At 64.5% G+C, this 20,285-nt stretch carries 21 protein-coding genes and 1 tRNA gene; 15 read left to right on the top strand and 7 right to left on the bottom strand.

The annotated features are described in order from the left end of the window. The 3 genes from QRN25_RS05630 to QRN25_RS05620 all read left to right on the top strand — a co-directional run bounded on the left by QRN25_RS05630 (position 1) and on the right by QRN25_RS05620 (position 1,085). Positions 1 to 408 carry an EVE domain-containing protein gene (locus QRN25_RS05630; RefSeq protein WP_285017893.1) on the top strand — a complete coding sequence of 136 codons (408 nt, stop codon included), beginning with the start codon at positions 1 to 3 and terminating at the stop codon, positions 406 to 408. A gap of 120 nt (positions 409 to 528) precedes the next feature. Continuing rightward, positions 529 to 711: a CsbD family protein gene (locus QRN25_RS05625; RefSeq protein WP_008833272.1), complete on the top strand. Its 183-nt coding sequence runs from the start codon at positions 529 to 531 to the stop codon at positions 709 to 711. A gap of 164 nt (positions 712 to 875) precedes the next feature. Then, positions 876 to 1,085 (top strand): hypothetical protein, encoded by a 210-nt coding sequence (locus tag QRN25_RS05620; RefSeq protein WP_231958197.1) that lies wholly within the window; start codon positions 876 to 878, stop codon positions 1,083 to 1,085. A gap of 117 nt (positions 1,086 to 1,202) precedes the next feature. On the opposite strand, the gene QRN25_RS05615 is transcribed toward QRN25_RS05620, so the two are convergent. Further along, entirely contained in the window at positions 1,203 to 2,516 is a 1,314-nt protein-coding gene (locus QRN25_RS05615; protein ID WP_271181591.1) for an MFS transporter, read from the bottom strand. 122 nt (positions 2,517 to 2,638) lie between these two features. Here QRN25_RS05615 and pgsA point away from each other — a divergent pair, with 122 nt between their 5' ends. After that, entirely contained in the window at positions 2,639 to 3,232 is a 594-nt protein-coding gene (gene pgsA / locus QRN25_RS05610; protein ID WP_008833269.1) for a CDP-diacylglycerol--glycerol-3-phosphate 3-phosphatidyltransferase, read from the top strand. A gap of 134 nt (positions 3,233 to 3,366) precedes the next feature. Beyond that, entirely contained in the window at positions 3,367 to 4,530 is a 1,164-nt protein-coding gene (locus QRN25_RS05605) for an MFS transporter (RefSeq protein ID WP_285017891.1), read from the top strand. A gap of 104 nt (positions 4,531 to 4,634) precedes the next feature. Here QRN25_RS05605 and QRN25_RS05600 read toward each other — a convergent pair whose 3' ends face one another. The 3 genes from QRN25_RS05600 to QRN25_RS05590 all read right to left on the bottom strand — a co-directional run bounded on the left by QRN25_RS05600 (position 4,635) and on the right by QRN25_RS05590 (position 7,336). Then, positions 4,635 to 5,531, bottom strand: a complete 897-nt coding sequence (locus QRN25_RS05600; RefSeq protein ID WP_008833267.1) for a hydrogen peroxide-inducible genes activator — start codon at positions 5,529 to 5,531, stop codon at positions 4,635 to 4,637. 216 nt (positions 5,532 to 5,747) lie between these two features. After that, complete coding sequence (rnd, locus tag QRN25_RS05595) at positions 5,748 to 6,941, bottom strand: ribonuclease D (protein WP_008833266.1); 1,194 nt, start codon at positions 6,939 to 6,941, stop codon at positions 5,748 to 5,750. 65 nt (positions 6,942 to 7,006) lie between these two features. After that, positions 7,007 to 7,336, bottom strand: a complete 330-nt coding sequence (locus QRN25_RS05590; protein WP_285017889.1) for a hypothetical protein — start codon at positions 7,334 to 7,336, stop codon at positions 7,007 to 7,009. Between the two features lie 277 nt (positions 7,337 to 7,613). On the opposite strand from QRN25_RS05590, the gene aspS reads away from it, so the two are divergent. The 5 genes from aspS (at position 7,614) to mltG (ending at position 12,651) form a co-directional block, all read left to right on the top strand. Next, positions 7,614 to 9,440 carry an aspartate--tRNA ligase gene (aspS, locus tag QRN25_RS05585; protein ID WP_285017888.1) on the top strand — a complete coding sequence of 609 codons (1,827 nt, stop codon included), beginning with the start codon at positions 7,614 to 7,616 and terminating at the stop codon, positions 9,438 to 9,440. A 51-nt stretch (positions 9,441 to 9,491) separates the two neighbouring features. After that, entirely contained in the window at positions 9,492 to 9,911 is a 420-nt protein-coding gene (locus QRN25_RS05580; protein ID WP_285017886.1) for a VOC family protein, read from the top strand. A gap of 85 nt (positions 9,912 to 9,996) precedes the next feature. After that, positions 9,997 to 10,233 carry an acyl carrier protein gene (locus QRN25_RS05575; protein WP_007679564.1) on the top strand — a complete coding sequence of 79 codons (237 nt, stop codon included), beginning with the start codon at positions 9,997 to 9,999 and terminating at the stop codon, positions 10,231 to 10,233. A 179-nt stretch (positions 10,234 to 10,412) separates the two neighbouring features. Then, entirely contained in the window at positions 10,413 to 11,672 is a 1,260-nt protein-coding gene (fabF, locus tag QRN25_RS05570) for a beta-ketoacyl-ACP synthase II (RefSeq protein WP_211150220.1), read from the top strand. 4 nt (positions 11,673 to 11,676) lie between these two features. Further along, the gene (gene mltG / locus QRN25_RS05565; protein WP_285017885.1) at positions 11,677 to 12,651 is read left to right on the top strand and encodes an endolytic transglycosylase MltG; all 975 of its coding nucleotides are present in this window, start codon (positions 11,677 to 11,679) and stop codon (positions 12,649 to 12,651) included. A gap of 1 nt (position 12,652) precedes the next feature. On the opposite strand, the gene QRN25_RS05560 is transcribed toward mltG, so the two are convergent. Then, the gene (locus QRN25_RS05560) at positions 12,653 to 13,063 is read right to left on the bottom strand and encodes a sugar transporter (protein ID WP_285017884.1); all 411 of its coding nucleotides are present in this window, start codon (positions 13,061 to 13,063) and stop codon (positions 12,653 to 12,655) included. Between the two features lie 96 nt (positions 13,064 to 13,159). On the opposite strand from QRN25_RS05560, the gene QRN25_RS05555 reads away from it, so the two are divergent. The 3 genes from QRN25_RS05555 (at position 13,160) to QRN25_RS05545 (ending at position 15,625) form a co-directional block, all read left to right on the top strand. Beyond that, complete coding sequence (locus QRN25_RS05555; protein WP_271181584.1) at positions 13,160 to 13,723, top strand: 2'-5' RNA ligase family protein; 564 nt, start codon at positions 13,160 to 13,162, stop codon at positions 13,721 to 13,723. 108 nt (positions 13,724 to 13,831) lie between these two features. Continuing rightward, a tRNA-Met gene (locus tag QRN25_RS05550) sits at positions 13,832 to 13,908 on the top strand. Positions 13,909 to 14,221: 313 nt separating this feature from the next. Beyond that, on the top strand, positions 14,222 to 15,625 hold the full coding sequence (locus QRN25_RS05545; RefSeq protein WP_271181583.1) for a phospholipase D family protein: 1,404 nt from the start codon (positions 14,222 to 14,224) through the stop codon (positions 15,623 to 15,625). On the opposite strand, the gene QRN25_RS05540 is transcribed toward QRN25_RS05545, so the two are convergent. Further along, on the bottom strand, positions 15,626 to 16,336 hold the full coding sequence (locus QRN25_RS05540) for a TetR/AcrR family transcriptional regulator (RefSeq protein WP_285017881.1): 711 nt from the start codon (positions 16,334 to 16,336) through the stop codon (positions 15,626 to 15,628). 158 nt (positions 16,337 to 16,494) lie between these two features. Here QRN25_RS05540 and QRN25_RS05535 point away from each other — a divergent pair, with 158 nt between their 5' ends. Beyond that, entirely contained in the window at positions 16,495 to 17,568 is a 1,074-nt protein-coding gene (locus tag QRN25_RS05535; RefSeq protein WP_285017879.1) for a helix-turn-helix transcriptional regulator, read from the top strand. A gap of 79 nt (positions 17,569 to 17,647) precedes the next feature. Further along, positions 17,648 to 18,919, top strand: a complete 1,272-nt coding sequence (locus QRN25_RS05530; protein ID WP_285017877.1) for a tetratricopeptide repeat protein — start codon at positions 17,648 to 17,650, stop codon at positions 18,917 to 18,919. On the opposite strand, the gene QRN25_RS05525 is transcribed toward QRN25_RS05530, so the two are convergent. Beyond that, positions 18,905 to 20,281: an efflux transporter outer membrane subunit gene (locus QRN25_RS05525; RefSeq protein WP_285017876.1), complete on the bottom strand. Its 1,377-nt coding sequence runs from the start codon at positions 20,279 to 20,281 to the stop codon at positions 18,905 to 18,907. The genes QRN25_RS05530 and QRN25_RS05525 overlap by 15 nt on opposite strands. Positions 20,282 to 20,285 lie beyond the last annotated feature (4 nt).

Here is a 20,285-nt window from a genome sequence, read left to right as displayed (position 1 = left end):
ATGGCATACTGGCTGATGAAGTCTGAACCCGACGCTTACGGCTGGAACGACCTTGTGAATGAAGGCGAGGGTACATGGGACGGCGTGCGCAACCACCGCGCCGCCAACAACCTGCGCGCCATGCAGGTAGGCGACGAGGTGTTCTTCTACCATTCCAACATCGGCAAGGAGATCGTCGGCATCGCTACGGTGAGCAAGGCCGGGATCACCGATCCCAGCGATCCCGAGGGCAAGTGGGCGGCGGTCAAGGTGAAGCCAGTGCGCAAGCTGAAGCGGCCGGTGACACTCGCGCAAGTGAAGGGCGATCCCAAGCTGGCGGAGATGGAACTGGTGAAGTTCTCGCGCCTGTCGGTGGGTGTGGTGACGCCGCAGGAGTGGGACTACGTGCTGGGGCTGGCAGGGGAGTGACGACATATCGCCGCTAAGGCACGCCTCGGCGCAGGCGTACGAAACTTAGCGACGGAGCAGCGTGTTCTCTTCACGTGACGGCAGCGAGATGTTTCGCCGCCGAGCTAAGGAGATACCGCCGTGGGTGAACTCAAGGACACCGTGAAGGGCCTGGGCAACGAGATTGCCGGAAACGTCAAGCAGGCCGCAGGCAAGGCGCGCAACGACCCGGCCCAGCAGGCAGAAGGCAAGGCCCAGGAAAAGAAGGGCGAGCTTCAGCAGGGCATTGGCAAGGTCAAGGGCGCGCTCGGCGACCGGGTCTGACCTGACCTCTTCCTGACGGAAACCAGCGAGAGGGCTGCCTTAGGGCGGCCCTTTTTCTTTGGGTTTCCGATGCTTGCAAGAACGAATCGTCCCGTTTCGGGAAGGGTTCGCCAAGCGCTTTGCGCAATGGTAAACAAATCGTTAATGCGTGACTTATGCGAAGCATGACACGTCGCGCACTCGTCCTCACGCAGGAGTCGGCCGGGCACTGGTTCCGCCGCTCACTGCCGCCCCACGTCTTCACCGAATCGCTTGAGGAGGAAGACGAAGATGTGGAGGCCGCGCGCAAATGGCGCCTCAGCGGCGGCGACTGGCGGGGGTTTCTGACCGCCTACTGCGCCAGCTTCGTGGCGATCACGCTGTTCATCGCCTGATACGGCGAGGCGTCGCCATTTACCTGTAGCGTCATTGCGAGCGTAGCGAAGCAATCCAGGGCGGTTTAAGCTGCCCTGGATTGCTTCGCTACGCTCGCAATGACGAAGATAAGAGGCTCAGCCCGCCTTGGGGCATTTCTCGGCGCGGAACAGCAGATAGCCCAGCCAGGCCGAGGCTACGCAGCACAGCGAGACGACCAGCAGTTGCTGCGCCACCGCAACGCCCATCAGCGTCATTACGCCGGTCGCCAGCGAGCCGACGACCATCGCGCCCGAATTGACGATGTTGTTTGCGGCAATCGTGCGCGCGGTCTGCGACTTGGGCACGAAGGTGGTGAGGAAGGCGTAGAGCGGCACCACGAACATACCGCCGCAGATGGCGATGCCCAGCAAGGTCAGCATCAGCGGGATCGCCAGCGGCTGCACGACGAAGATGCCCACGTCCATCAGCGTTCCCGTTCCGCTATGCGGCGGCCAGATGCGGCAGACCTGCTGGAAGGCGACGAGGAACACGCCCATGCCGATCACCGAGATCGGCGACCAGCGCGCGGAAACGGTGCCCTTGAGCAGCGCATTGATCGCCATCGACCCGATCGCGACGCCGACCGAGAAGATCACGAGGAACAGGCTGGCCACTTCCTTGCTGGCCATCAGCATGTTCTTGGCAAGCGGCGGGAACTGCACGAACAATACGGTGCCGATCGCCCAGAAGAAGCTGATCGCGCAGATGGCAAGGAACACGCGGCGGTCCTGCATCGTGGTGCGCACGAGGCGCACGGAAGCGCGGATGACGTGGTAGTCGAGCGGCTCGATTTTGCCGAGCGGCGGGGCGGAGGGGACCTGTCGCCCTGCGAACCAGCCGATTATGGCGACGACGATCACCCCGATCGCGGCGGCATCGACGCTGATCCAGCCCGCGACGATCGTGCCTGCGAGCACGGCGATGTAAGTTCCCGCCTCGACCAGCCCGGTGCCGGAGAGGACTTCGCCGTCCTTCAGGTGCTGCGGCAGGATCGCGTACTTGATCGGTCCGAAGAAGGTCGAGTGTACGCCCATCGCGAAAAGGGCCAGCAGCATCAGCGGGATCGCCACGGCGTCTAGCGCCTGCCCCTGCCACGCCAGCGCAAGGCCCGCGCCGCCGACCAGCATGATGCCGATCTCGCAGGCCTTGATGATGCGAATCAGCTTCGCCTTGTCCCGCATGTCGGCCAGCTGTCCGGCCAGCGCCGAGAGCAGAAAGAAGGGGATGATGAAGATCGCCGAGGCCATCGCGCTGAACCGCGCCTCCTGGCCTTCCGAGTGGTACACCTCGTAGACGACGAAGAGCACCATCGCGTTCTTGAACAGGTTGTCGTTGAACGCGCCCAGAAGCTGGGTGACGAAAAGGGGGAGAAAACGTCGCGCCCGGATGAGTTGGGTCGTCGTGGTCATGATCTAAGTATGCCGCCGGCCTTGCTCATTGGTCGTCGGGACACTTAATGGCATGGGGCGGGGGCACAAGCCCTGTTCGCCACTTTATTCCCGTAGCGATTGCGGGCTATGGCATTCCCATCATGCTGACTCTGCCGAACATCCTGACGCTTTCACGCATCGTCGCCCTTCCGTTGCTGGCCTTCCTGCTTTGGTGGCCCAGATGGGAATTCGGGTACGGGCTGGCTTTCGGGCTCTACTGCCTGATGGGACTCACCGACTATTTCGACGGTTATCTCGCTCGTTCGAGCGGGACGGTGTCGAAGCTGGGCGTATTCCTCGACCCTATCGCCGACAAGATCATGGTGGCGACGGTGATTCTGGTGCTGACCGCGCAGGGCATCCTGCGTGGGCCTTTCGTGGGCGACATGCACGTGATCGCGGGCCTCGTCATCCTCGTGCGGGAGATCGCGGTGTCGGGCCTGCGTGAGTTTCTTGGGGGGCTGCAGGTTTCGGTGCCGGTCAGCCGCCTTGCGAAGTGGAAGACGACGTTCCAGCTGATCTGCCTGGGGGCGCTGATCCTTGGCGTGGCGATGCCGTGGTGGAACCTCGACCTCGGCGCGCTGGTAATCAACGTGCCGCATACCGTGGGCCTGACGACGCTGTGGGCGGCCGCCGCACTGACGGTGGTGACGGGCTGGGACTACCTGCGGGTCGGCCTCAAGCACATGGACTGAACCCCTTGCGCTTGCGGTGCGGGCAAGCGGACTTGCGTTCCCCGCACTTGGTCTGACGCGGCTCGAGGGCCATTTGCGCTCGGAGCGGGGGCTACAGCACGAAGGATTTCACCATTACCGTCGCGTCCAGCACCATGTCGGCGTCCAGTGCCGTCAGCGGCCCCAGTCGCCCGGTCGTCTTCTCGCTGGCCGTCGCCGCCGGGCTGACCGTCGCCAACATCTACTACAACCAGCCGATGATCGGGCTGATGGAGCGCGACCTTGCGGGTGCGGCGGCGACTTACGTGCCGACCGCGACGCAGCTCGGTTACGCCTTCGGCCTCGTCGTGTTGGTGCCGCTTGGCGATCTGGTGGAGCGGCGGAGGCTGATCGTGCTGCAATGTCTGGCGCTGACCGCCGCGCTGGCTCTCGTCGCCGTCGCGCCGAGTGCCGGGCTGGTGCTGGCCGCATCGCTGCTGGTCGGGCTGCTCGCTTCGGTTGCGCAGCAGATCGTGCCGTTCGCCGCGAATCTCGCCCCTGACGAGAAGCGCGGCGCAATCGTCGGTACGGTGATGGCCGGTCTCCTGTGCGGTATCCTGCTCAGCCGTACGCTGGCGGGCTTCGTTGCGGGAACGCTCGGGTGGCGGGAGATGTTCTGGCTCGCGGTTCCACTGGCGCTTTTGACCGCACTGCTCATGGCGTTCCAGCTTCCGCGCAGTCGTCCGCAAGACACCGGACTCGGCTATGTCGGCCTGCTGCGCTCGCTTTGGAGTCTGTGGCGCGAATTTCCCGCGCTGCGGCTGGCGACTTATACCCAGTGCTGCCAGTTCGGCGTCTTCAGCGTGTTCTGGACCATTCTTGCCCTGCGCCTGCAGGAGCACTTCGACCTTGGGCCGGAAGCTGCGGGACTGTTCGGTATCGTCGGTGCGGCGGGCGTGCTTGCAGCACCGGTCGCAGGGCGGCTCGCCGACCGTCGCGGTCCGCATCCCGCCATCGTGCTGGGCACGGTGATGACGCTGGCGGCGTGGCTGATCTTCGGTTTCTGGCATTCGCTGGCCGGGCTGGTCGTGGGGGTACTGGTGCTCGACGTGGCGGTGCAGCTCAGCCAGATCTCCAACCAGAGCATCATCTACGCGCTGCGGCCTGAGGCGCGCTCACGCATCAACACCGTCTACATGGCGATGATGTTTCTGGCCGGTGCGGCCAGTTCGGGCGCGGCGACGGCGGCATGGCACGAGTGGGGCTGGAGCGGGGTCTCGGCGCTCGGGATCGGCATTTCGGTGCTCGGCGTGGCGCTGCAGGTGCTGCGGCGGCGCTAGGACGCCGGGGCTTCGACAAGCTCAGCCTGAGCGGGGTTCAAGGACTGGCTCTCAATACCGCTCAGGCTGAGCTTGTCGAAGCCCCCTCAGGCTACAAAGCCAGGTCAACCAGCCCGCAACTCGTCCGCCAGCATCCGGAATTCCTCTGCACGCGGGGAATTCTTGCGCCACACCAGCGTGATCTCGCGATTCGCGTTGGGCGAGATCAGCGGCCGGGCGACGACGTTGGTTCCATTGAGAATCCCTGCGTCGAGCGCCATTTCCGGCAGCATCGTCAGGCCCAGCCCGTTGTCGACCATCTGCACCAGCGTATGCAGCGAGGTGCCGATCATCGTCGCGCTGGCGCGCAGTTCGGGCCGGTTGCAGGCGGCGAGGGCATGGTCCTTGAGGCAGTGCCCGTCCTCGAGCAGGAGCAGGCGGTTCTCGTCGATCACGTCGGGGCTGACTTCGGCGGGCGGATCGCGCGGATCGTCGCGGGGGAAAGCGACGAAGAAGGCGTCGAGTTCGATCGTCTCCTTCTCCACCTCGCCGGTCGCATAGGGCAGGGCGAGCAGCACGCAGTCGGCGCGGCCATGGTGGAGCGATTCCATCGCCGCCTGGCTCGGTTCCTCGCGCAGGAAGAGCTTGAGATTCGGGCGTTCGCGGCGCAGGCGTGGCAGCATCCGGGGCAGCAGGAACGGCGCGATCGTCGGGATCACGCTCATGCGCACTTCGCCCGAGAGCGGCTTGCCGCTGGACTGGACGAGTTCGGACAATTCCTCCGTCTCGCGCAGGATGCGGTGGGCCTTCTCGACCACGGCATTGCCCAGCGGCGTGAAGCGGACGGCGCGCTTGGTGCGCTCCACGAGGACTACGCCAAGCAGCGTTTCCAGATCGCGCAGACCCGCCGACAGTGTCGATTGCGACACGAAGCAGGCATCGGCGGCACGGCCGAAATGGCCGTGCTCGTGGAGCGAGACGAGATACTGGAGCTGCTTGAGCGTCGGTTGGTAGACGGTCATGTGGTGGCTATTGCACGGTGGGAGCGGTTCGCCAAGCGGCGTTGTACAATGCGGAAGAAGGGGGGAGAAGGCCGATACCCGTTACTTGTGCCGGAAAATCAAACATCCGTCATTGCGAGCGCAGCGAAGCAATCCAAGGCGGTGCAGAACTGCCCTGGATTGCTTCGCTGCGCTCGCAATGACGAATTGTATAAGTACGCTTTGCGTGACCTTGGCTTATTCGGCCACCGTATCGTCGACGACGTCTTCCACGCGCGTCATCTTGAGCTTGCCGTTCTCCACCGCGAAGGCGAGCTTGCCCTCGACGAGATCGAGCGCATCGCGGCCGAACACGTCGTAGCGCCAGCCCTGCAGCAGGCTGAGGTTCTTGCGAACGCCCGCCGCCAGCAGCTCCAGTTCGTCGCTGCGCGCCAGCAGACGCGCGGCGGCGTCGATTTCACGGGCACGGATCTTGAGCAGCAGCTTGAGCAGGTCGGCGACCAGCGAGCCTTCCTTGCCGAGCGGCGCGCCGCGCGGGGCGCGGGCGGGCATCTCGTCGTCGGTCAGCGGCTCTGCCTTGGCGATGGCGGTCATCAGGCGACGGCCGATTTCGTTATCCTTCCAGCCTTGCGAGAGGCCGCGCACTTTGGCGAGGTCGGCCTGGCTCTTGGGCGGGTGACTGGCGATGTCGGCCAGCGTCTCGTCACGGGCGATGCGGCCGCGCGGGATGTTCTTGCCCTGCGCTTCCAGTTCGCGCCATTCGGCGATCGCGCGCAGGCGGCCAAGCACTTGCGGGTTGCGGCCCGGCGCCTTGATTCGGTGCCAGGCTTCCTTGGGGTCGTTCCGGTAGTTTTCCGGATCGGCCAGCTTTTCCATCTCCTGATCCAGCCAGGCACCGCGCCCGGTCTTGATCAGGCGCTTGAGGATCTTGGGGAAGATCTTGGAAAGATGCGTTACGTCGCCGATCGCGTATTCGATCTGGCGGTCGGTCAGCGGGCGGCGCGACCAGTCTGTGAAGCGGGCGCCCTTGTCGATCGTCAGGCCTTGCCACGATTCGACGAGGTTGGAATAGCCGATCTGCTCGGACTGGCTGATCGCCATCATCGCGATCTGGGTGTCGAAGATCGGGTGCGGGGTGCGGCCGGTGAAGTTGAAGATGATCTCCACGTCCTGACCGCCCGCGTGGAAGACCTTGAGAACGTCCTCGTTCTGCGTCAGCAGGTCGAGCAACGGGGTCATGTCGAGGCCGTCCGCCAGCGGATCGATCGCCGCCGCTTCCTCGGTATTGGCGATCTGCACGAGGCAGAGTTCGGGCCAATAGGTGTTCTCGCGCATGAACTCCGTATCGACGCTCACGAAATCGGACTTCGCGAGACGCTCGCACAGGGCGGCAAGATCTTCGGTTTTCGTTATCAGCGGGTGAATTTTCATTGAACGAGGGCGTTACGCCTAACCGCGCGGGGGATCAACGCCCCGTGTTACCGTTTTGTCGCAGTTTATTTCCGACCGAGGAGCCGCTGCCACAGGCTGGGCTTCTTGATGTCGGCCAGTTCGGCAATGCTCTCGGCCGTCACGAAGCGGTGGCGCAACTGCGATCCGGTGGTGTGACCGTAGGGGAGGGGAAGGTACAGACCCTCGGGTTCATATCCCGGGTCCGCTTCCGGATCGGCGAGTTCGCGCAAGTCGAGCATGGCCGGAAATTCGGCCTCGACCGGAGCGCTCGCAGGCGCAGAAACCGGTGCGTCGGCCCATTCCTGGTACTGCGCCGCTTTCCCTTCGTCGGTCGGGTGGAAGATGGTTTCGTCCAGCTTGCCGTCAGCAAACATCTGCATTTCCCGGTTTTTTTGGTGTGGCGACCCGTGCGCGGGAGCATATTCACCAAATGGTTTATTTGGAGTTACCGCCGTCATCCCGGCGCGGGCCGGCACCGCTGGCGATGAACAGCCCACCTTGCATCGAGGCTCCCGGCCAATGCCTGAAGACCGCAAGCGTTCCCGGCCTGCGCCGGGATGACGGGGATTTTACGCGAATCCCCATCTGGCAATCGCTGCGGCACTCCTTTAGTGGGGCCGCAACTATTCCATTCGACCAAAAGAGCCCGTCATGACCCATCCCTACCGCTCCCACACCTGCGGCGCCCTGAGCGCGGCCGAGGTCGGCCAGACCGTGCGCCTCTCGGGCTGGGTCCATCGCAAGCGCGACCATGGCGGCGTCCTGTTCGTCGACCTGCGCGATCACTACGGCATCACCCAGGTCGTGACCGACAGCGACAGCCCGGCGCTCGCCGTGCTCGATTCGCTGCGCGCGGAAAGCGTCGTAACGATCGAGGGCACCGTGAAGGCGCGTACCGAGGGCACCGTGAACCCCAACCTCGCCACGGGCGAGATCGAGGTCTACGCGCGCGTCGCCACCGTGCTGGGCAAGGCCGAGGAACTGCCGATGCCGGTCGCCGGCGAGCAGGAGTACCCGGAGGACATCCGCCTCAAGTACCGCTTCCTCGACCTGCGTCGTGAGACGCTGCACGCCAACATCGTCAAGCGCACGCAGATCATCCGCGACATGCGCCGCCGCATGGAAGACACCGGCTTCACCGAATATTCGACGCCGATCCTGACCGCTTCCAGCCCCGAGGGCGCGCGCGACTTCCTGGTGCCGAGCCGCATCCACGCCGGAAAGTTCTACGCGCTGCCGCAGGCGCCGCAGCAGTACAAGCAGCTGCTGATGGTCGCGGGGTTCGACCGCTACTTCCAGATCGCACCCTGCTTCCGCGACGAGGACCCGCGCGCCGACCGTCTGCCGGGCGAATTCTACCAGCTCGACCTCGAAATGAGCTTCGTGACCCAGGAAGAAGTCTGGGAAACGATGGAGCCGGTGCTGCGCGCCACTTTCGCCGAATTCGCGGGCGACAAGCCGGTCACCCCGGCCGGTGAGTTCCGCCGCATCCCGCACGCGCAGGCGATGCTGGACTACGGTTCGGACAAGCCGGACCTGCGTAACCCGCTGCTGATCAAGGACGTGACCGAACACTTCGTCGAATCCGGCTTCGGCATCTTTGCGGGCATCGTCGCCAATGGCGGCACGATCCGCGCGATCCCGGCTCCGGGCGCGGGTGCTGGCAGCCGCAAATTCTTCGACGACACCAACGTCTGGGCACGCGGCGAGGGTTACTCGGGCCTCGGTTACATCAACATCAAGGACGGCGTCCCCGGCGGCCCGATCGCCAAGAACCACGGCGAGGAAAAGACCGCCGCGCTGATCGCGGCGCTCGGTCTCGGCCCGAACGACGGCGTGTTCTTCGCCGCAGGCAAGGAAGAGCAGGCCGCCAAGCTGGCGGGCTTCGCGCGTACCCGCGTGGGCGAGCAGCTGGGTCTGATCGACAAGGACCGCTTCGAGCTGTGCTGGATCGTCGACTTCCCGTTCTACGAATGGGACGAGGACAACAAGAAGGTCGACTTCGCGCACAACCCGTTCTCGATGCCGCAGGGCGGGATGGACGCGCTGGAGAACCAGGACCCGCTGACGATCAAGGCGTACCAGTACGACCTCGTCTGCAACGGCTTCGAGATCGCCTCGGGCTCGATCCGCAACCAGTCGCCCGAACTGATGGTCAAGGCGTTCGAGATGACCGGCCTAACGCAGGCGGACGTGGAGGATCGCTTCGGCGGCCTCTACCGCGCGTTCCAGTACGGCGCCCCGCCGCACGGCGGCATGGCAGCCGGCGTGGACCGCATCGTGATGCTGCTGTGCGGCGCGCAGAACCTGCGCGAGATCACGCTGTTCCCGATGAACCAGCGCGCCGAGGATCTCCTCATGAACGCGCCGAGCCACGCCGAGCCCAAGCAACTGCGCGAACTGCACTTGCGCGTGGTGGAGCCGGTCAAGCAGGCCGCTGCGGCGCAGGCCAAGGCCGCTACGTCCGACGCGGGGTGATCTGCCCGGGAGCGGGAGGAACCCGGCCGCGCGGTCGGCGTTCTCCCGCTCATGCAGCAGCAGATTTCCGTCATTACCCTCGGCGTCGCCGACGTGGCCCGATCCAGAGCGTTCTACCGCGACGGCTTTGGCTGGGAGCCGGTGTTCGAGATCGATGAGATCGCATTCTTCCAGATGAACGGGCTGGTGTTCGGCATCTGGAAGAAGGAAAAGCTGGAGGCGGACATGAACCGTCCCTGCGCACCGACAGGCAGCTTCGCTCTGGCGCACAACGTCGAAAGCGAATCTGCGGTGGACGACGCCATGACCCGTCTTGCGACGGCGGGCGGCACCGTTCTGCGCTCGGCCGATCGCCCGCCACACGGCGGCTATCGCGGTTATATCGCCGATCCGGACGGCCATGCGTGGGAAATCGCTTGGAATCCGGCATGGACCGTGGATAACGCGGGACATGTCACATTCGGGGCCTGATCCAAGGCTCTTGCCAGCGCGCCGCCCAGTCTTTAGGGCGACTAGCGTAATTCAAACCCGCCTATTTTCGAAGGGGTCTATACAAATGAGCGATACCGCCGATCGGGTTAAGAAGATCGTCGTCGAGCACCTCGGCGTTGAAGCCGAGAAGGTCACCGAGGACGCCAGCTTCATCGACGATCTGGGCGCCGACTCGCTCGACATCGTCGAGCTGGTCATGGCGTTCGAAGAAGAATTCGGCGTCGAGATTCCGGACGATGCCGCCGAGAAGATCAGCACCGTCTCCGATGCCATCAAGTACATCGAAGAGAACAAGGGTTAATCCCTTCGGTCTGATTTCGGGCCTGCATTTCGGCGCTCCGCTCGTGAGGAGTGGGGCGTGAATGCAACACCGGATTGAAATCGGCAGGCTCGCCCTTTAAGGGGGCGGGCCTGTCGCCGTTTTCGGGCCGTCGGTTTCCCGACGACCGGATGCGGCCATTTGAGATTTTCGGAGAGCATATGCGTCGTGTCGTCGTAACCGGACTTGGTCTCGTCACCCCCCTGGGCGCTGACGTGGAGACCGTTTGGGCCAACATCCTCGCGAGCAAGTCGGGCGCAGGTCCGATCACCAAGTTCGACACCACGGGCCAGAAGTGCCTGATCGCGTGCGAAGTGAAGCCCGCCGATCACGAATACGGCTTCGACGCCGGAAAGCGCGTCGACCATAAGATCCAGCGCCAGGTCGATCCCTTCATCGTCTTCGGCATCGACGCCGCGGGCCAGGCGCTCGAGGACGCGGGCCTGACCGACATGAGCGAGGAAGACAAGCTCATGGCCGGCTGCTCGATCGGCTCGGGCATCGGCGGCCTGCCGGGCATCGAGAGCGAATCGCTGGTGCTGGCCGAGAAGGGCCCGGGCCGCGTCTCGCCGCACTTCGTCCACGGACGCCTCATCAACCTGATCTCGGGCCAGGTCTCGATCAAGTACGGCCTCAAGGGTCCGAACCACGCGGTCGTCACCGCCTGCTCGACCGGCGCGCACTCGATCGGCGATGCCGCGCGCATGATCCGTGACGGCGACGCCGACATCATGCTGGCAGGCGGCGCCGAATCGACCGTCTGCCCGATCGGCATCGCCGGTTTCGCGCAGGCCCGTGCGCTCAACTGCAGCTATAACGACCGCCCGGAACAGGCGAGCCGCCCCTACGACAAGGACCGCGACGGCTTCGTGATGGGAGAGGGCGCCGGTGTCCTCGTTCTGGAAGAGTACGAGCACGCCAAGGCGCGCGGCGCGAAGATCTACTGCGAAGTGATCGGCTATGGCCTGTCGGGCGATGCCTACCACGTCACCGCCCCGCATCCGGACGGCGACGGCGCCTACCGCTCGATGCAGATGGCGCTGAAGAAGGCCGGCATGACGCCTGCCGACATCGACTACATCAACGCCCACGGCACCTCGACCATGGCCGACACCATCGAACTGGGCGCCGTGCGCCGCCTGTTCGGCGATGCCATCGGCAATGTCTCGATGAGCTCCACCAAGTCGGCCATCGGCCACCTTCTGGGCGGCGCGGGTGCGGTCGAGTCGATCTTCTGCATCCTCGCGCTGCGTGACCAGATCGTGCCGCCGACGCTCAACCTCGACAATCCGGACGAGGGCTGCGAGGGCGTCGACCTCGTGCCGCACGTCGCCCGCAAGCGCGAAGTGCGCGCGGTGCTCAACAACAGCTTCGGCTTCGGCGGCACCAACGCCAGCCTCGTGATGCGCAAGATCGACTAAGCCCATGATCTCCCGGCGCGGATGCGGCCTGGCGGCAGTCGTCGCCGTACTCTTCGTCGGGAGCCTCTGGGCCTTCTTCGGCGGCTGGTACGGCTCCGGCCCGCTGGAAGAAGACAAGCACTTCGTCGTCCCCACCGGCGCCAGCCTTGGGGACGTTGCGGACAGGCTGGAGAAGCAGCGCGTGATCGCCTCCGCTTCCGGCTTCAAGCTGCGCGCCCGCGTGTTCGGAGGCGGCAGCGGGATCAAGGCGGGCGAGTTCGCCATTCCCGCGCACGCCAGCCCCTCGGCCGTGCTGGCGATCATCTCCAGCGACGAGATCATCCGCCGCTTCGTGACGATCCCCGAAGGCATGCCTTCGGTGATGGTTTACGATCGCCTCAAGGCACAGACCGCGCTGACCGGTGACGTCGCGGTGCCGGAAGAAGGCTCGATCCTGCCCGACACCTACAACTTCGAGAACGGGGAGCCGCGCGAGGAACTGGTGCGGCGCATGCAGGCGGCGATGAGCCGCACGCTCAAGGAACTTTGGGCGAACCGCGCCAAGGGCCTCGTCGTAAAGACGCCCGAGCAGGCGATCGTCCTCGCCTCGATCGTCGAGAAGGAAACCGGAAAGCCGTCCGAACGGCGCATGGTGGCGGGGCTCTACTCGAACCGACTGCGGACCGGCATGCTGCTTCAGGCCGACCCGACGATCATCTACCCGATCACCAAGGGCAAGCGCCTTGGCCGCCGCATCCTCCAGTCGGAAATCCAGGCGGTCAACGGCTACAACACCTACACGATGGTCGGACTGCCCAAGGGGCCGATCACCAACCCCAGCCGCGAATCGATCGCGGCGGTGCTGAACCCGGCGAAGACCGACGCGCTCTACATGGTCGCAGACGGTACCGGCGGCCACGCCTTCGCGGGCACTCTGGCCGAGCACAACCGCAACGTCGCCAAGTGGTTCGCCATTCGCCGTCAAAGGGGCGAGCTGTAACTTAGCTCAACGTTCCGTTCCTTGCCTTCGCCCGCGCATAGAGCAGCGAGGCGAGGGCGATGGCGAAGATCACGGCCGGGAACACCGCCGTCGACCACCCCTTGGCCGCGATCATCCCGAAGCCGAGGAAGCTCCAGCCGAACTGCACCACCACGCCCGCCAGCGAGGCCGAGAAGAACACCCACGCGATCTCGCGGCGCATCAGCAGCAGGATCGCGCCCAGCGTGCCGCCCCAGACCGCCACGGCATAAGCGGCCCACGCCCATGCGGGCATCGAGCCGAAGGCCTGTGCGGTGACCGGGTCCGTCTTCGCGACATCGTCGAGATCGGCGTTGACCTGCATCAGATAAGCGGCATCGCCGATCAAATTCCAGATCAGGATCATTATCGAGATCACGCGGAACGTTCGCATCTGCTTCCCCCTTCATGCACTCCCGGGCCGAACTTTGCCCTGCGTCGCTCTGTCTGGCAATCGGGGCGGATTCGGGACGGGCAGCGGAGTTTCACGATGACCGAACAATCGCCTGACTGGCCCGCCAAAAACTGGGTCGCGACCGGCCCGCGCAAGGCGGGCGCCCCTTTGCTCGTCACTGCGGAACTGCCGTCCGACGTGCTGGGCTGGGCGGACGCCCTCAGGCGTGCGCATTACCCGCCCGAGCGTAATCGCCTGCGCGCCCATGTGACGCTGTTCCATGCGCTGCCGCCATCGGTCGAAGAGGAACTGATCGACCTTCTGAGCGACCTTGCCCGCGCCGCGCCGCCGCCAGCGCGGATCGAGGGGCTGATGAAGCTGGGCACTGGCACGGCTCTTTCCATCGAAAGCCCTGAAATGGTGGCGCTCCACGCGGAGATCGCCGAGCGCATGCACGGCCTGCTCACCCAGCAGGACGCACAGCCGCTACGCCTTCACGTGACGATCCAGAACAAGGTGACGGCGCAGGCGGCGAGGGCGCTGCAGGCGGAACTGGCGCAGCAATTGCAGCCGCGCACATTCCGTTTTCGCGGCTTCGGACTCTATGCCTGGGAGGAGGGCCTGTGGCGCCCGATCCGCCTCGTATCTTTTCGGCGTTGAAGGTGCTTTTTCGGTGTTGACCGATGCGAACCTTGCCCCTAGAGGACGCGGCCTGCCCCGCAGCAACGGGGCACCAGATCGGAACCGCTGTTAGCAGCGGAATGGTATGGCGGAGTAGCTCAGTCGGTTAGAGCAGCGGAATCATAATCCGCGTGTCGGGGGTTCGAGTCCCTCCTCCGCTACCATAATTCCTGAATCATCACATATAATCTGTTAGCGGCCTCACGCTATGAGGCTTGGGTTTGCATGTCCTCTCCCCTACCACGGCGTGGCGGGTGAGATCGAGGTATGTGAATGGCCCTTATGCGGCAATGGCAGGTAACGCTGCTTACAATGACCGGCCTGGGCGCCGCAGCTTTCGGACTGATTCGCGCCAATCGGCTTCCTCGTCGCCGTGCTTCTCCCGACTTGCCGTCTCCTGCCAATGCAGAGACCACGCTTTGGCGCGTTGCGCGAGAGCGGGCAGCCCGACGTCCAGGGCTATCGGGCTTGCATCTCTTGCCTGACGCGGTCGATGCCTTTGCGGCGCGTCTGCTGCTACTGAAGGCGGCCGAGCGCACGATCGACCTGCAATATTATATCTGGCATGGTGATCGCACCGGGACGTTGCTGCTAGAGGCCGTGCACGAGGCCGCCGAGCGTGGGGTGCGGGTGCGGCTGCTACTCGATGACAACGGCATCGCCGGGCTCGATGGCGTGCTCGCAGGGCTCAATATGCATCGCAATATCGAGGTGCGCCTCTTCAATCCTTTCCGTATCCGCTATCCCAAGGCGATCGGTTTTCTTGTGGATTTCGGCCGGCTTAACCGACGAATGCACAACAAGAGCTTCACGGTCGATGGCGCGGTTACGATTGTCGGTGGCCGCAACATCGGCGACGAATATTTCGGAGCGGGCGACGGTGCGCTTTTCGCCGACCTCGACGTTTTTGCCATCGGCCCCGTCGCGCGCGACGTGGAAGCTGACTTCGAGCGCTACTGGACCAGCGAATCGGCCTATCCCGCGCGCCAGATCCTGCCGATCGTAGGGCGCCACAAGCGTGCGAAGCTGCGCTCGCGAGCCTCGGTGGTGGAGAGCGATGCGTCCGCTCGCCGCTATGTCGAGCGTATCCGCAGCCTGCCGCTCGTGAAGGAGGTGGTCGAAGGCACGCTCACGTTCGAATGGGCGCAAGTGCGGATGATCAGCGATGATCCGGCAAAAGTCGTGCGCGACATCGAGTACCGCAATCTGCTGGCGGGAAAGCTCGACGAGGCGATTGGCCGGCCCGCGCGGGAAATGACAATCGTATCAGGCTATTTCGTGCCGGGTGAACAGGGGTCACGTCAGTTGGCGGATTATGCCCGTTCGGGTATAAAGGTGACGGTCCTGACCAACGGCTATTCCGCGACCGACGTAGCGTTGGTCCATGCTGGATACGCACCCTGGCGCAGGCGGCTTTTGCGCGCGGGTGTGCGATTGTTCGAGACGGTGGCGGAAGTGCGAGATGCGCCATCGAAGAAGCAGCGGCGGCAAGGTAACCGTCTCGGTATCGGTAGCCGTCTGCGACCAAGCGGGAGCGGCTCGTTCGCGGCTCTGCGCTCGGGCGCGGCGACAATCCATGCCAAGACGATCACTGCGGATCGAGAGCGGTTGTTCGTCGGCTCGTTCAACTTCGACCCGCGTTCGCTCCGGCTTAATACGGAATTAGGCTTCGTGATCTACAGCCCCGTACTGGCCGGGCAGGTGGCGGAAGCGTTCGAGACGATCGTTCCTGGCGCGGCCTATCAAGTTACTCTCGACGAGCGGGACAGGCTGCACTGGACAGGCGAGCGGGGCAGCGGCGCGCGTGAGCCGGGGCTGGGCTTCCTAGACAGTCTGCTCATCGGCTTTGCGTCGCGTTTGCCGATCAGCTGGTTGTTGTGATCACGGTGCGCGGAGGCTTTCGAGTCCACCGGAGAAGAAGCGTAGGGCGGGACCTGCCATGTCTTCCAGGCGCGCGACCGAGTGGTGACCCTGGCTGATGTCATCGAGAAAACCGGGATCCTGGACCATGAACACGAGTGCTGCCTCGATAAGGTAGATTCCGGCCAGCAGTTCGCGTTCGGGGATGTCGGGACGGTACTTGCGCAGGCGGTCGATCAGGAGCTGCGAAACCACCGACAGCTTGGCGAGGATCGGGCGCAGTTCAGGCAGGCGGTATGAACTCATCAAGTGCGAGGTCATGACAATGTAGTTGCGCAAGGGGTCGTCGGAGCGCGAGGCGGACTGCAGGAAAGGCAGGATGAACGCTGTGACGATCTGTTCCAGCCCCAGCTTCGGCCCGAGCCCCGGCTTGTCAGATTCGTTCGCGACCTTTTCCCTGGCCCCGTTTTCCTCGGCGCGTGCGAAGCTGGCAGCGATGGTGTCACGCAGCAGATCCAGCTTGCGCTCCAGCACTGCATCGAGGACCAAGTGCTTGTTGCCGAAATGGTAATGCACAAGTCCCATGCGCACGCCCGCTTCCTGGGCGATGTCGCGCAGCGAGGTGCCAAGATAGCCGCTTTGGGCGAACAGCACTTCGGAAGCGTCGAGAATCTGATTGCGCGTCGCTTCTCCCTTGGCGGAAATGCGCTGCGTCTTTGCGGGCTCGATCATATTGCGCATTATGCCCGGTACAGAGCAGTCAGCCAGAGGGCAGAAGACAAAATGTGGGGCAAATTACCCACAGAGAAACAGGTGGGGCGGGTCGAGGCTCGACAATTCCCGTACAAGCGGCAAACTGGAGGTATCGTCCCGGGTTAACAGGGTAGGGCATGGCGTTCGATATCGGGGAAATTTACGACGCAGCCTTTGATCGTACGCGCTTTCCCGGACTGATCGAGCGGCTTGGCGTCGCAATGGGGGCGCAGGCAGGTTTTATCGGCTGGAGCGATCCGGACCGGCAGGTCGGGTTTCAGTTCCAGTTCGGCAACGATCCGGTCTGGTTGAACCGCTATGTCGAGACTTATGCGGCGCAGGACGTATTGTTGCCGCACCTTCATGCCATTCCGGAAGGCGAATGCCAGCCCGCCTGGGACTTGCTGCAGATGCCTGAAGTGCGCGAGAGCGCGTTCTATCGCGAATATCTCGCTCCGCAGGGCATCGTCGACAACCTGGCTGTGAACCTTATCAAGCGGCCAGGCATCGTTGCCAGCCTTGCGCTGCTGCGCCGCATGCCGTCAGAGCGTTACACTAGAGCGGAATGCGCGAAGCTTGCGGTGCTGGTGCCGCACTTGCGGCGCGCCATCTATATACAGAGCCATCTCGTGCGTGCACAGGAACATGCCGCGGCCGATCGCGCCTTTGCAGGAAGTGCGGGGAGTTCCGTCATGCTGCTGAGCGCTGAGCACGTCCTGCTTGAGGCGGCCCCGGCGCTCGTACCCCTGCTGCGCCTGCGCATCGGCGAGCCGGTGGGTGAGGGCGTGTTGGGCAGCGCCATCGCGCGGACGATCAAGCACGAGGAGCCGGTCGCGGTGGAAGTGGTACTCAGGGACGATGTATCCACGGTTCGTGTGCTGCTCGAAGCGCGGCGGCTCGACACGACTCGCTTCGGCGATCTTGCGGATGGGCCTGCGGCGACGTTCGCGGTGCATGTGACCCGCGTGGACTTGCCCCGCGCCATCGCTTTCGATGCGATCGGTAGTCTTTACGGACTGACTGCCACGGAATTGCGGGTGCTGAAGGATGCTGTCGATACTGGCGACATCACCGCGATCGGCGATCGACAGGGTATGGCGCGCGCGACCGCGCGCACGCATCTCCATCGAATTTACGAAAAGACGGCAACACGTAGTTTCGCCGGACTTTCCAGTCTGGTGCATCGTTTCGGGACGATTTCTCCGGTCTGAAAAGATGCCGGGCCTAAACAGATGGTGGATGCGGTGTTCGGGATTTGGAGCCTAAACATTTGGTGGAGGGCATCAGGGGGTGCCCGAAAGCGAAATGGTGGGTTCCATGATGAACGTGCCGTCGATGCGAACCGGTTCAGGTGGGGGCACCAGGGCAGGTGTCGCAAGCAATACAGCGTCGCCGGGGAATTTGCCTCCGCGCGAATCTTCCGATGACATGCCGGTATCCGCACTGCGTCCTTTTGCGGCTTTCGAGGGCGTGCTGATGGCGGCGGCGTTGCTTGCCGCGGCAGGCATGTTCATGGCCGCTGCGAGCAATACGTACACGATAACCGGAAGTGCCTCGGCGGCGACGGGCGTTCCTTCGGAATTGCCGTCCGACCCGACCATCGGCGGACGGTTGCTGGTGGCGCAGGATCTTGTCGCTGATCGGGAGACAGCCGGGCTGGAGCGGGCCATCGGGCTGCTCGAAGGGGTGACGGCGCAGGCTCCTGGCTTCGCGCCGGGTCATGCAGGTCTTGCCGAAGCGCTGATCCTCTCGCGCGAGTTCGGGGGAAGGGCGGATGCGGATGCCTTCAGGCAGGCGCGGGAAGCTGCTGCGGCAGCGGTGCGCTTGGATCCGGACCTAGCCTCTGGGCATCGCCTGCTGGGCTTTATCGCCTATTGGCGGGATCGCGATTTCGCGCTGGCGCAGCGGCGTTTTGCGCGGGCGCTCGCCCTCGATCCGAACGATGTGCTGTCGCATTTCTGGTATGGTAATATTCTCAGTGACCATGGCGACCATGGTCCGGCGCTGGCGCAACTGGAGCGCGCGGCAATGCTGGAGCCGGACTCGATTGCAATCCGCACTGATCTTGCCTGGGCGCGGTGGTCGGCAGGACAGGATGCGATCGCCACCGCGACGCTGAAGGAGATCGCTGCAAGCCATCCTGAATTTCCGGTTGCCCAGGATTGTCTGGCAGTGATTGCCCTCGTCGATGGAGACGGTGTCGGCTACGTGCGTCACTTTACCCGGTTCGCGCAAGTACGGGCCGATGATCGACTGCTCACCAAAGCAGCGGAACTGGTCCGTGCAAGGCAGGGGCGGCTGCTGGATGTAGTCTACAAGCAGGCACTGGCCGACGTAGCCAACGGGTCGCGCAGCCGGGCATGGCCGGTGCTCGTCGCATCTTTGCAACGCGAACGAGCTTCGGTTGTCGATCTCCTGCAAGCGGCCGATCGGGCGGAAGAGGCGTGGGGCGACGCCGCGCTGATCCCGCGGATTCGCGCCGTGTGGAAGGATGATCCCGAAATTGCAGCGATGATAGACCGGCGGGTGGGCGCAAAGGCGCTGCGCCTAGCTTCCCGCTGAGGGAATCTGACCGCCGAGAGCCTGATAGACCTGCACTTGGGCGACAAGCCGGTTGTAGCGGTTTTGGATGAGGCCGCTGCGCGCACTGCGGGCACGTTCCTGCGCGTCGAGCCAATCGCGCAGGGGAATAAGTCCGGCGCGGTACTGGCGTTCATATAGCGCCTCTGCATCGACGGCGGCTTCGTAGTTCTGCGCTGTGAACTGAGCCTGCCGGATGTACTGGTCGCGTGCCGAGAGTGAGACCTGCGTGTCACGCAGGGCGTTGTAGAATGTCTGGCGGAAGTCCTGTACGGCGATGTCATAGTCGGCTCGCGCCACGCCGGTGGCCAGGCGCACCTTGGCCGGGTTCAGCTCAGCCAGCGACAGCGCGCCGCCGAGGCTCGCGACCGGGTTGGTGAAGAACTTGAGCAGCGATGCGCTGGCGGTGCCGAGCGCGCCGGTCAGGCTGAATCTGGGGTAATAGCTCGCCACCGTTGCGTCACTCGTCGCCAGCGTGGAACGCAGGCGCAGTTCGGCGGCGGCGAGGTCCGGGCGGTTGGCGAGCAGGGAAGCAGGGACGCCCGCAGCGATGGCGGGGAGATCGGCCTGGGGTAGCGCCTGAGGTTCCTGTCCATCGTAATCCTGCCGGGCGAGCAGCGCGGCGATGGTCTTGAGCGCTTCGACGCGGGCCTGCACCAGCTGCGTTTGCGAGGACTCCTGCGACGCGACGGTCTGCTGCGCGTCGCGCAGTTCGAGGCGGGAGACGGCGCCTGCATCGTATTGCCGCTGCACCAGTTCCAGCGCCCGGCGTACATAGGCAAGGCTCTGTTCACCCAGCGCGATCTGCTCGTTGGCGTAGGCCAGCTGCCACCATGCCTGAACCGTGGTGCTGACGAGTGCGAGGCGGGTTTCGGCAAGGTCCTGCGCGGTGGCCTGCGCTTCCCAGCGGGCAGCGTCGGCCTGCGCATCGAGGCGGCCGAACAGGTCGATCTCCCACGACGTGCCGAGCGAGGCGGAACTGCTCTTGCTCCACGCCGAGCCGCCTTCCAGCGCCTTGGACGCGTCGGATGAGGCATTGGCCGACAGGCTTGGCAACAATGCCTGCCGTGCGAGGTCCGACGACAGCTTCGCGCGCTTGAGGCGTAGCCCGGCGGCGGCGAGGTCGGCATTGTCGGCAAGGACCCGGTCGACGAGGGCAGTCAGCGCGGCATCGTCGAACTCGTTCCACCACGGTGCGCCGGCCTTCTGCGGCGCGCCAAGCACGCCCGCATCCCAGTTCGCGGCGACCGGCACGGCGGGCGCGGCATAGTGTGAACGGAGCACGCTGCCGCAGCCTGCGGTCAGCGGCAGCAGGGCCAGCGCGGCAAGGAGGTGAGGGCGCATCGTC

This window comes from Novosphingobium sp. fls2-241-R2A-195 (genome assembly GCF_030209485.1).
Classification (GTDB): Bacteria; Pseudomonadota; Alphaproteobacteria; order Sphingomonadales; family Sphingomonadaceae; genus Novosphingobium; species Novosphingobium resinovorum.
This window is presented reverse-complemented; position numbering and strand designations above follow the sequence as displayed.

Coding starts and splice junctions, on each gene's coding strand:
- QRN25_RS05630 (WP_285017893.1), top strand. CDS start 1: ATGGCATACTGGCTGATGAAGTCTGAACCCGACGCTTACGGCTGGAAC.
- QRN25_RS05620 (WP_231958197.1), top strand. CDS start 876: ATGACACGTCGCGCACTCGTCCTCACGCAGGAGTCGGCCGGGCACTGG.
- QRN25_RS05615 (WP_271181591.1), bottom strand. CDS start 2,516: ATGACCACGACGACCCAACTCATCCGGGCGCGACGTTTTCTCCCCCTT.
- pgsA (WP_008833269.1), top strand. CDS start 2,639: ATGCTGACTCTGCCGAACATCCTGACGCTTTCACGCATCGTCGCCCTT.
- QRN25_RS05605 (WP_285017891.1), top strand. CDS start 3,367: ATGTCGGCGTCCAGTGCCGTCAGCGGCCCCAGTCGCCCGGTCGTCTTC.
- QRN25_RS05600 (WP_008833267.1), bottom strand. CDS start 5,531: ATGACCGTCTACCAACCGACGCTCAAGCAGCTCCAGTATCTCGTCTCG.
- rnd (WP_008833266.1), bottom strand. CDS start 6,941: ATGAAAATTCACCCGCTGATAACGAAAACCGAAGATCTTGCCGCCCTG.
- QRN25_RS05590 (WP_285017889.1), bottom strand. CDS start 7,336: ATGTTTGCTGACGGCAAGCTGGACGAAACCATCTTCCACCCGACCGAC.
- aspS (WP_285017888.1), top strand. CDS start 7,614: ATGACCCATCCCTACCGCTCCCACACCTGCGGCGCCCTGAGCGCGGCC.
- QRN25_RS05580 (WP_285017886.1), top strand. CDS start 9,492: ATGCAGCAGCAGATTTCCGTCATTACCCTCGGCGTCGCCGACGTGGCC.
- QRN25_RS05575 (WP_007679564.1), top strand. CDS start 9,997: ATGAGCGATACCGCCGATCGGGTTAAGAAGATCGTCGTCGAGCACCTC.
- fabF (WP_211150220.1), top strand. CDS start 10,413: ATGCGTCGTGTCGTCGTAACCGGACTTGGTCTCGTCACCCCCCTGGGC.
- mltG (WP_285017885.1), top strand. CDS start 11,677: ATGATCTCCCGGCGCGGATGCGGCCTGGCGGCAGTCGTCGCCGTACTC.
- QRN25_RS05560 (WP_285017884.1), bottom strand. CDS start 13,063: ATGCGAACGTTCCGCGTGATCTCGATAATGATCCTGATCTGGAATTTG.
- QRN25_RS05555 (WP_271181584.1), top strand. CDS start 13,160: ATGACCGAACAATCGCCTGACTGGCCCGCCAAAAACTGGGTCGCGACC.
- QRN25_RS05540 (WP_285017881.1), bottom strand. CDS start 16,336: ATGATCGAGCCCGCAAAGACGCAGCGCATTTCCGCCAAGGGAGAAGCG.
- QRN25_RS05535 (WP_285017879.1), top strand. CDS start 16,495: ATGGCGTTCGATATCGGGGAAATTTACGACGCAGCCTTTGATCGTACG.
- QRN25_RS05525 (WP_285017876.1), bottom strand. CDS start 20,281: ATGCGCCCTCACCTCCTTGCCGCGCTGGCCCTGCTGCCGCTGACCGCA.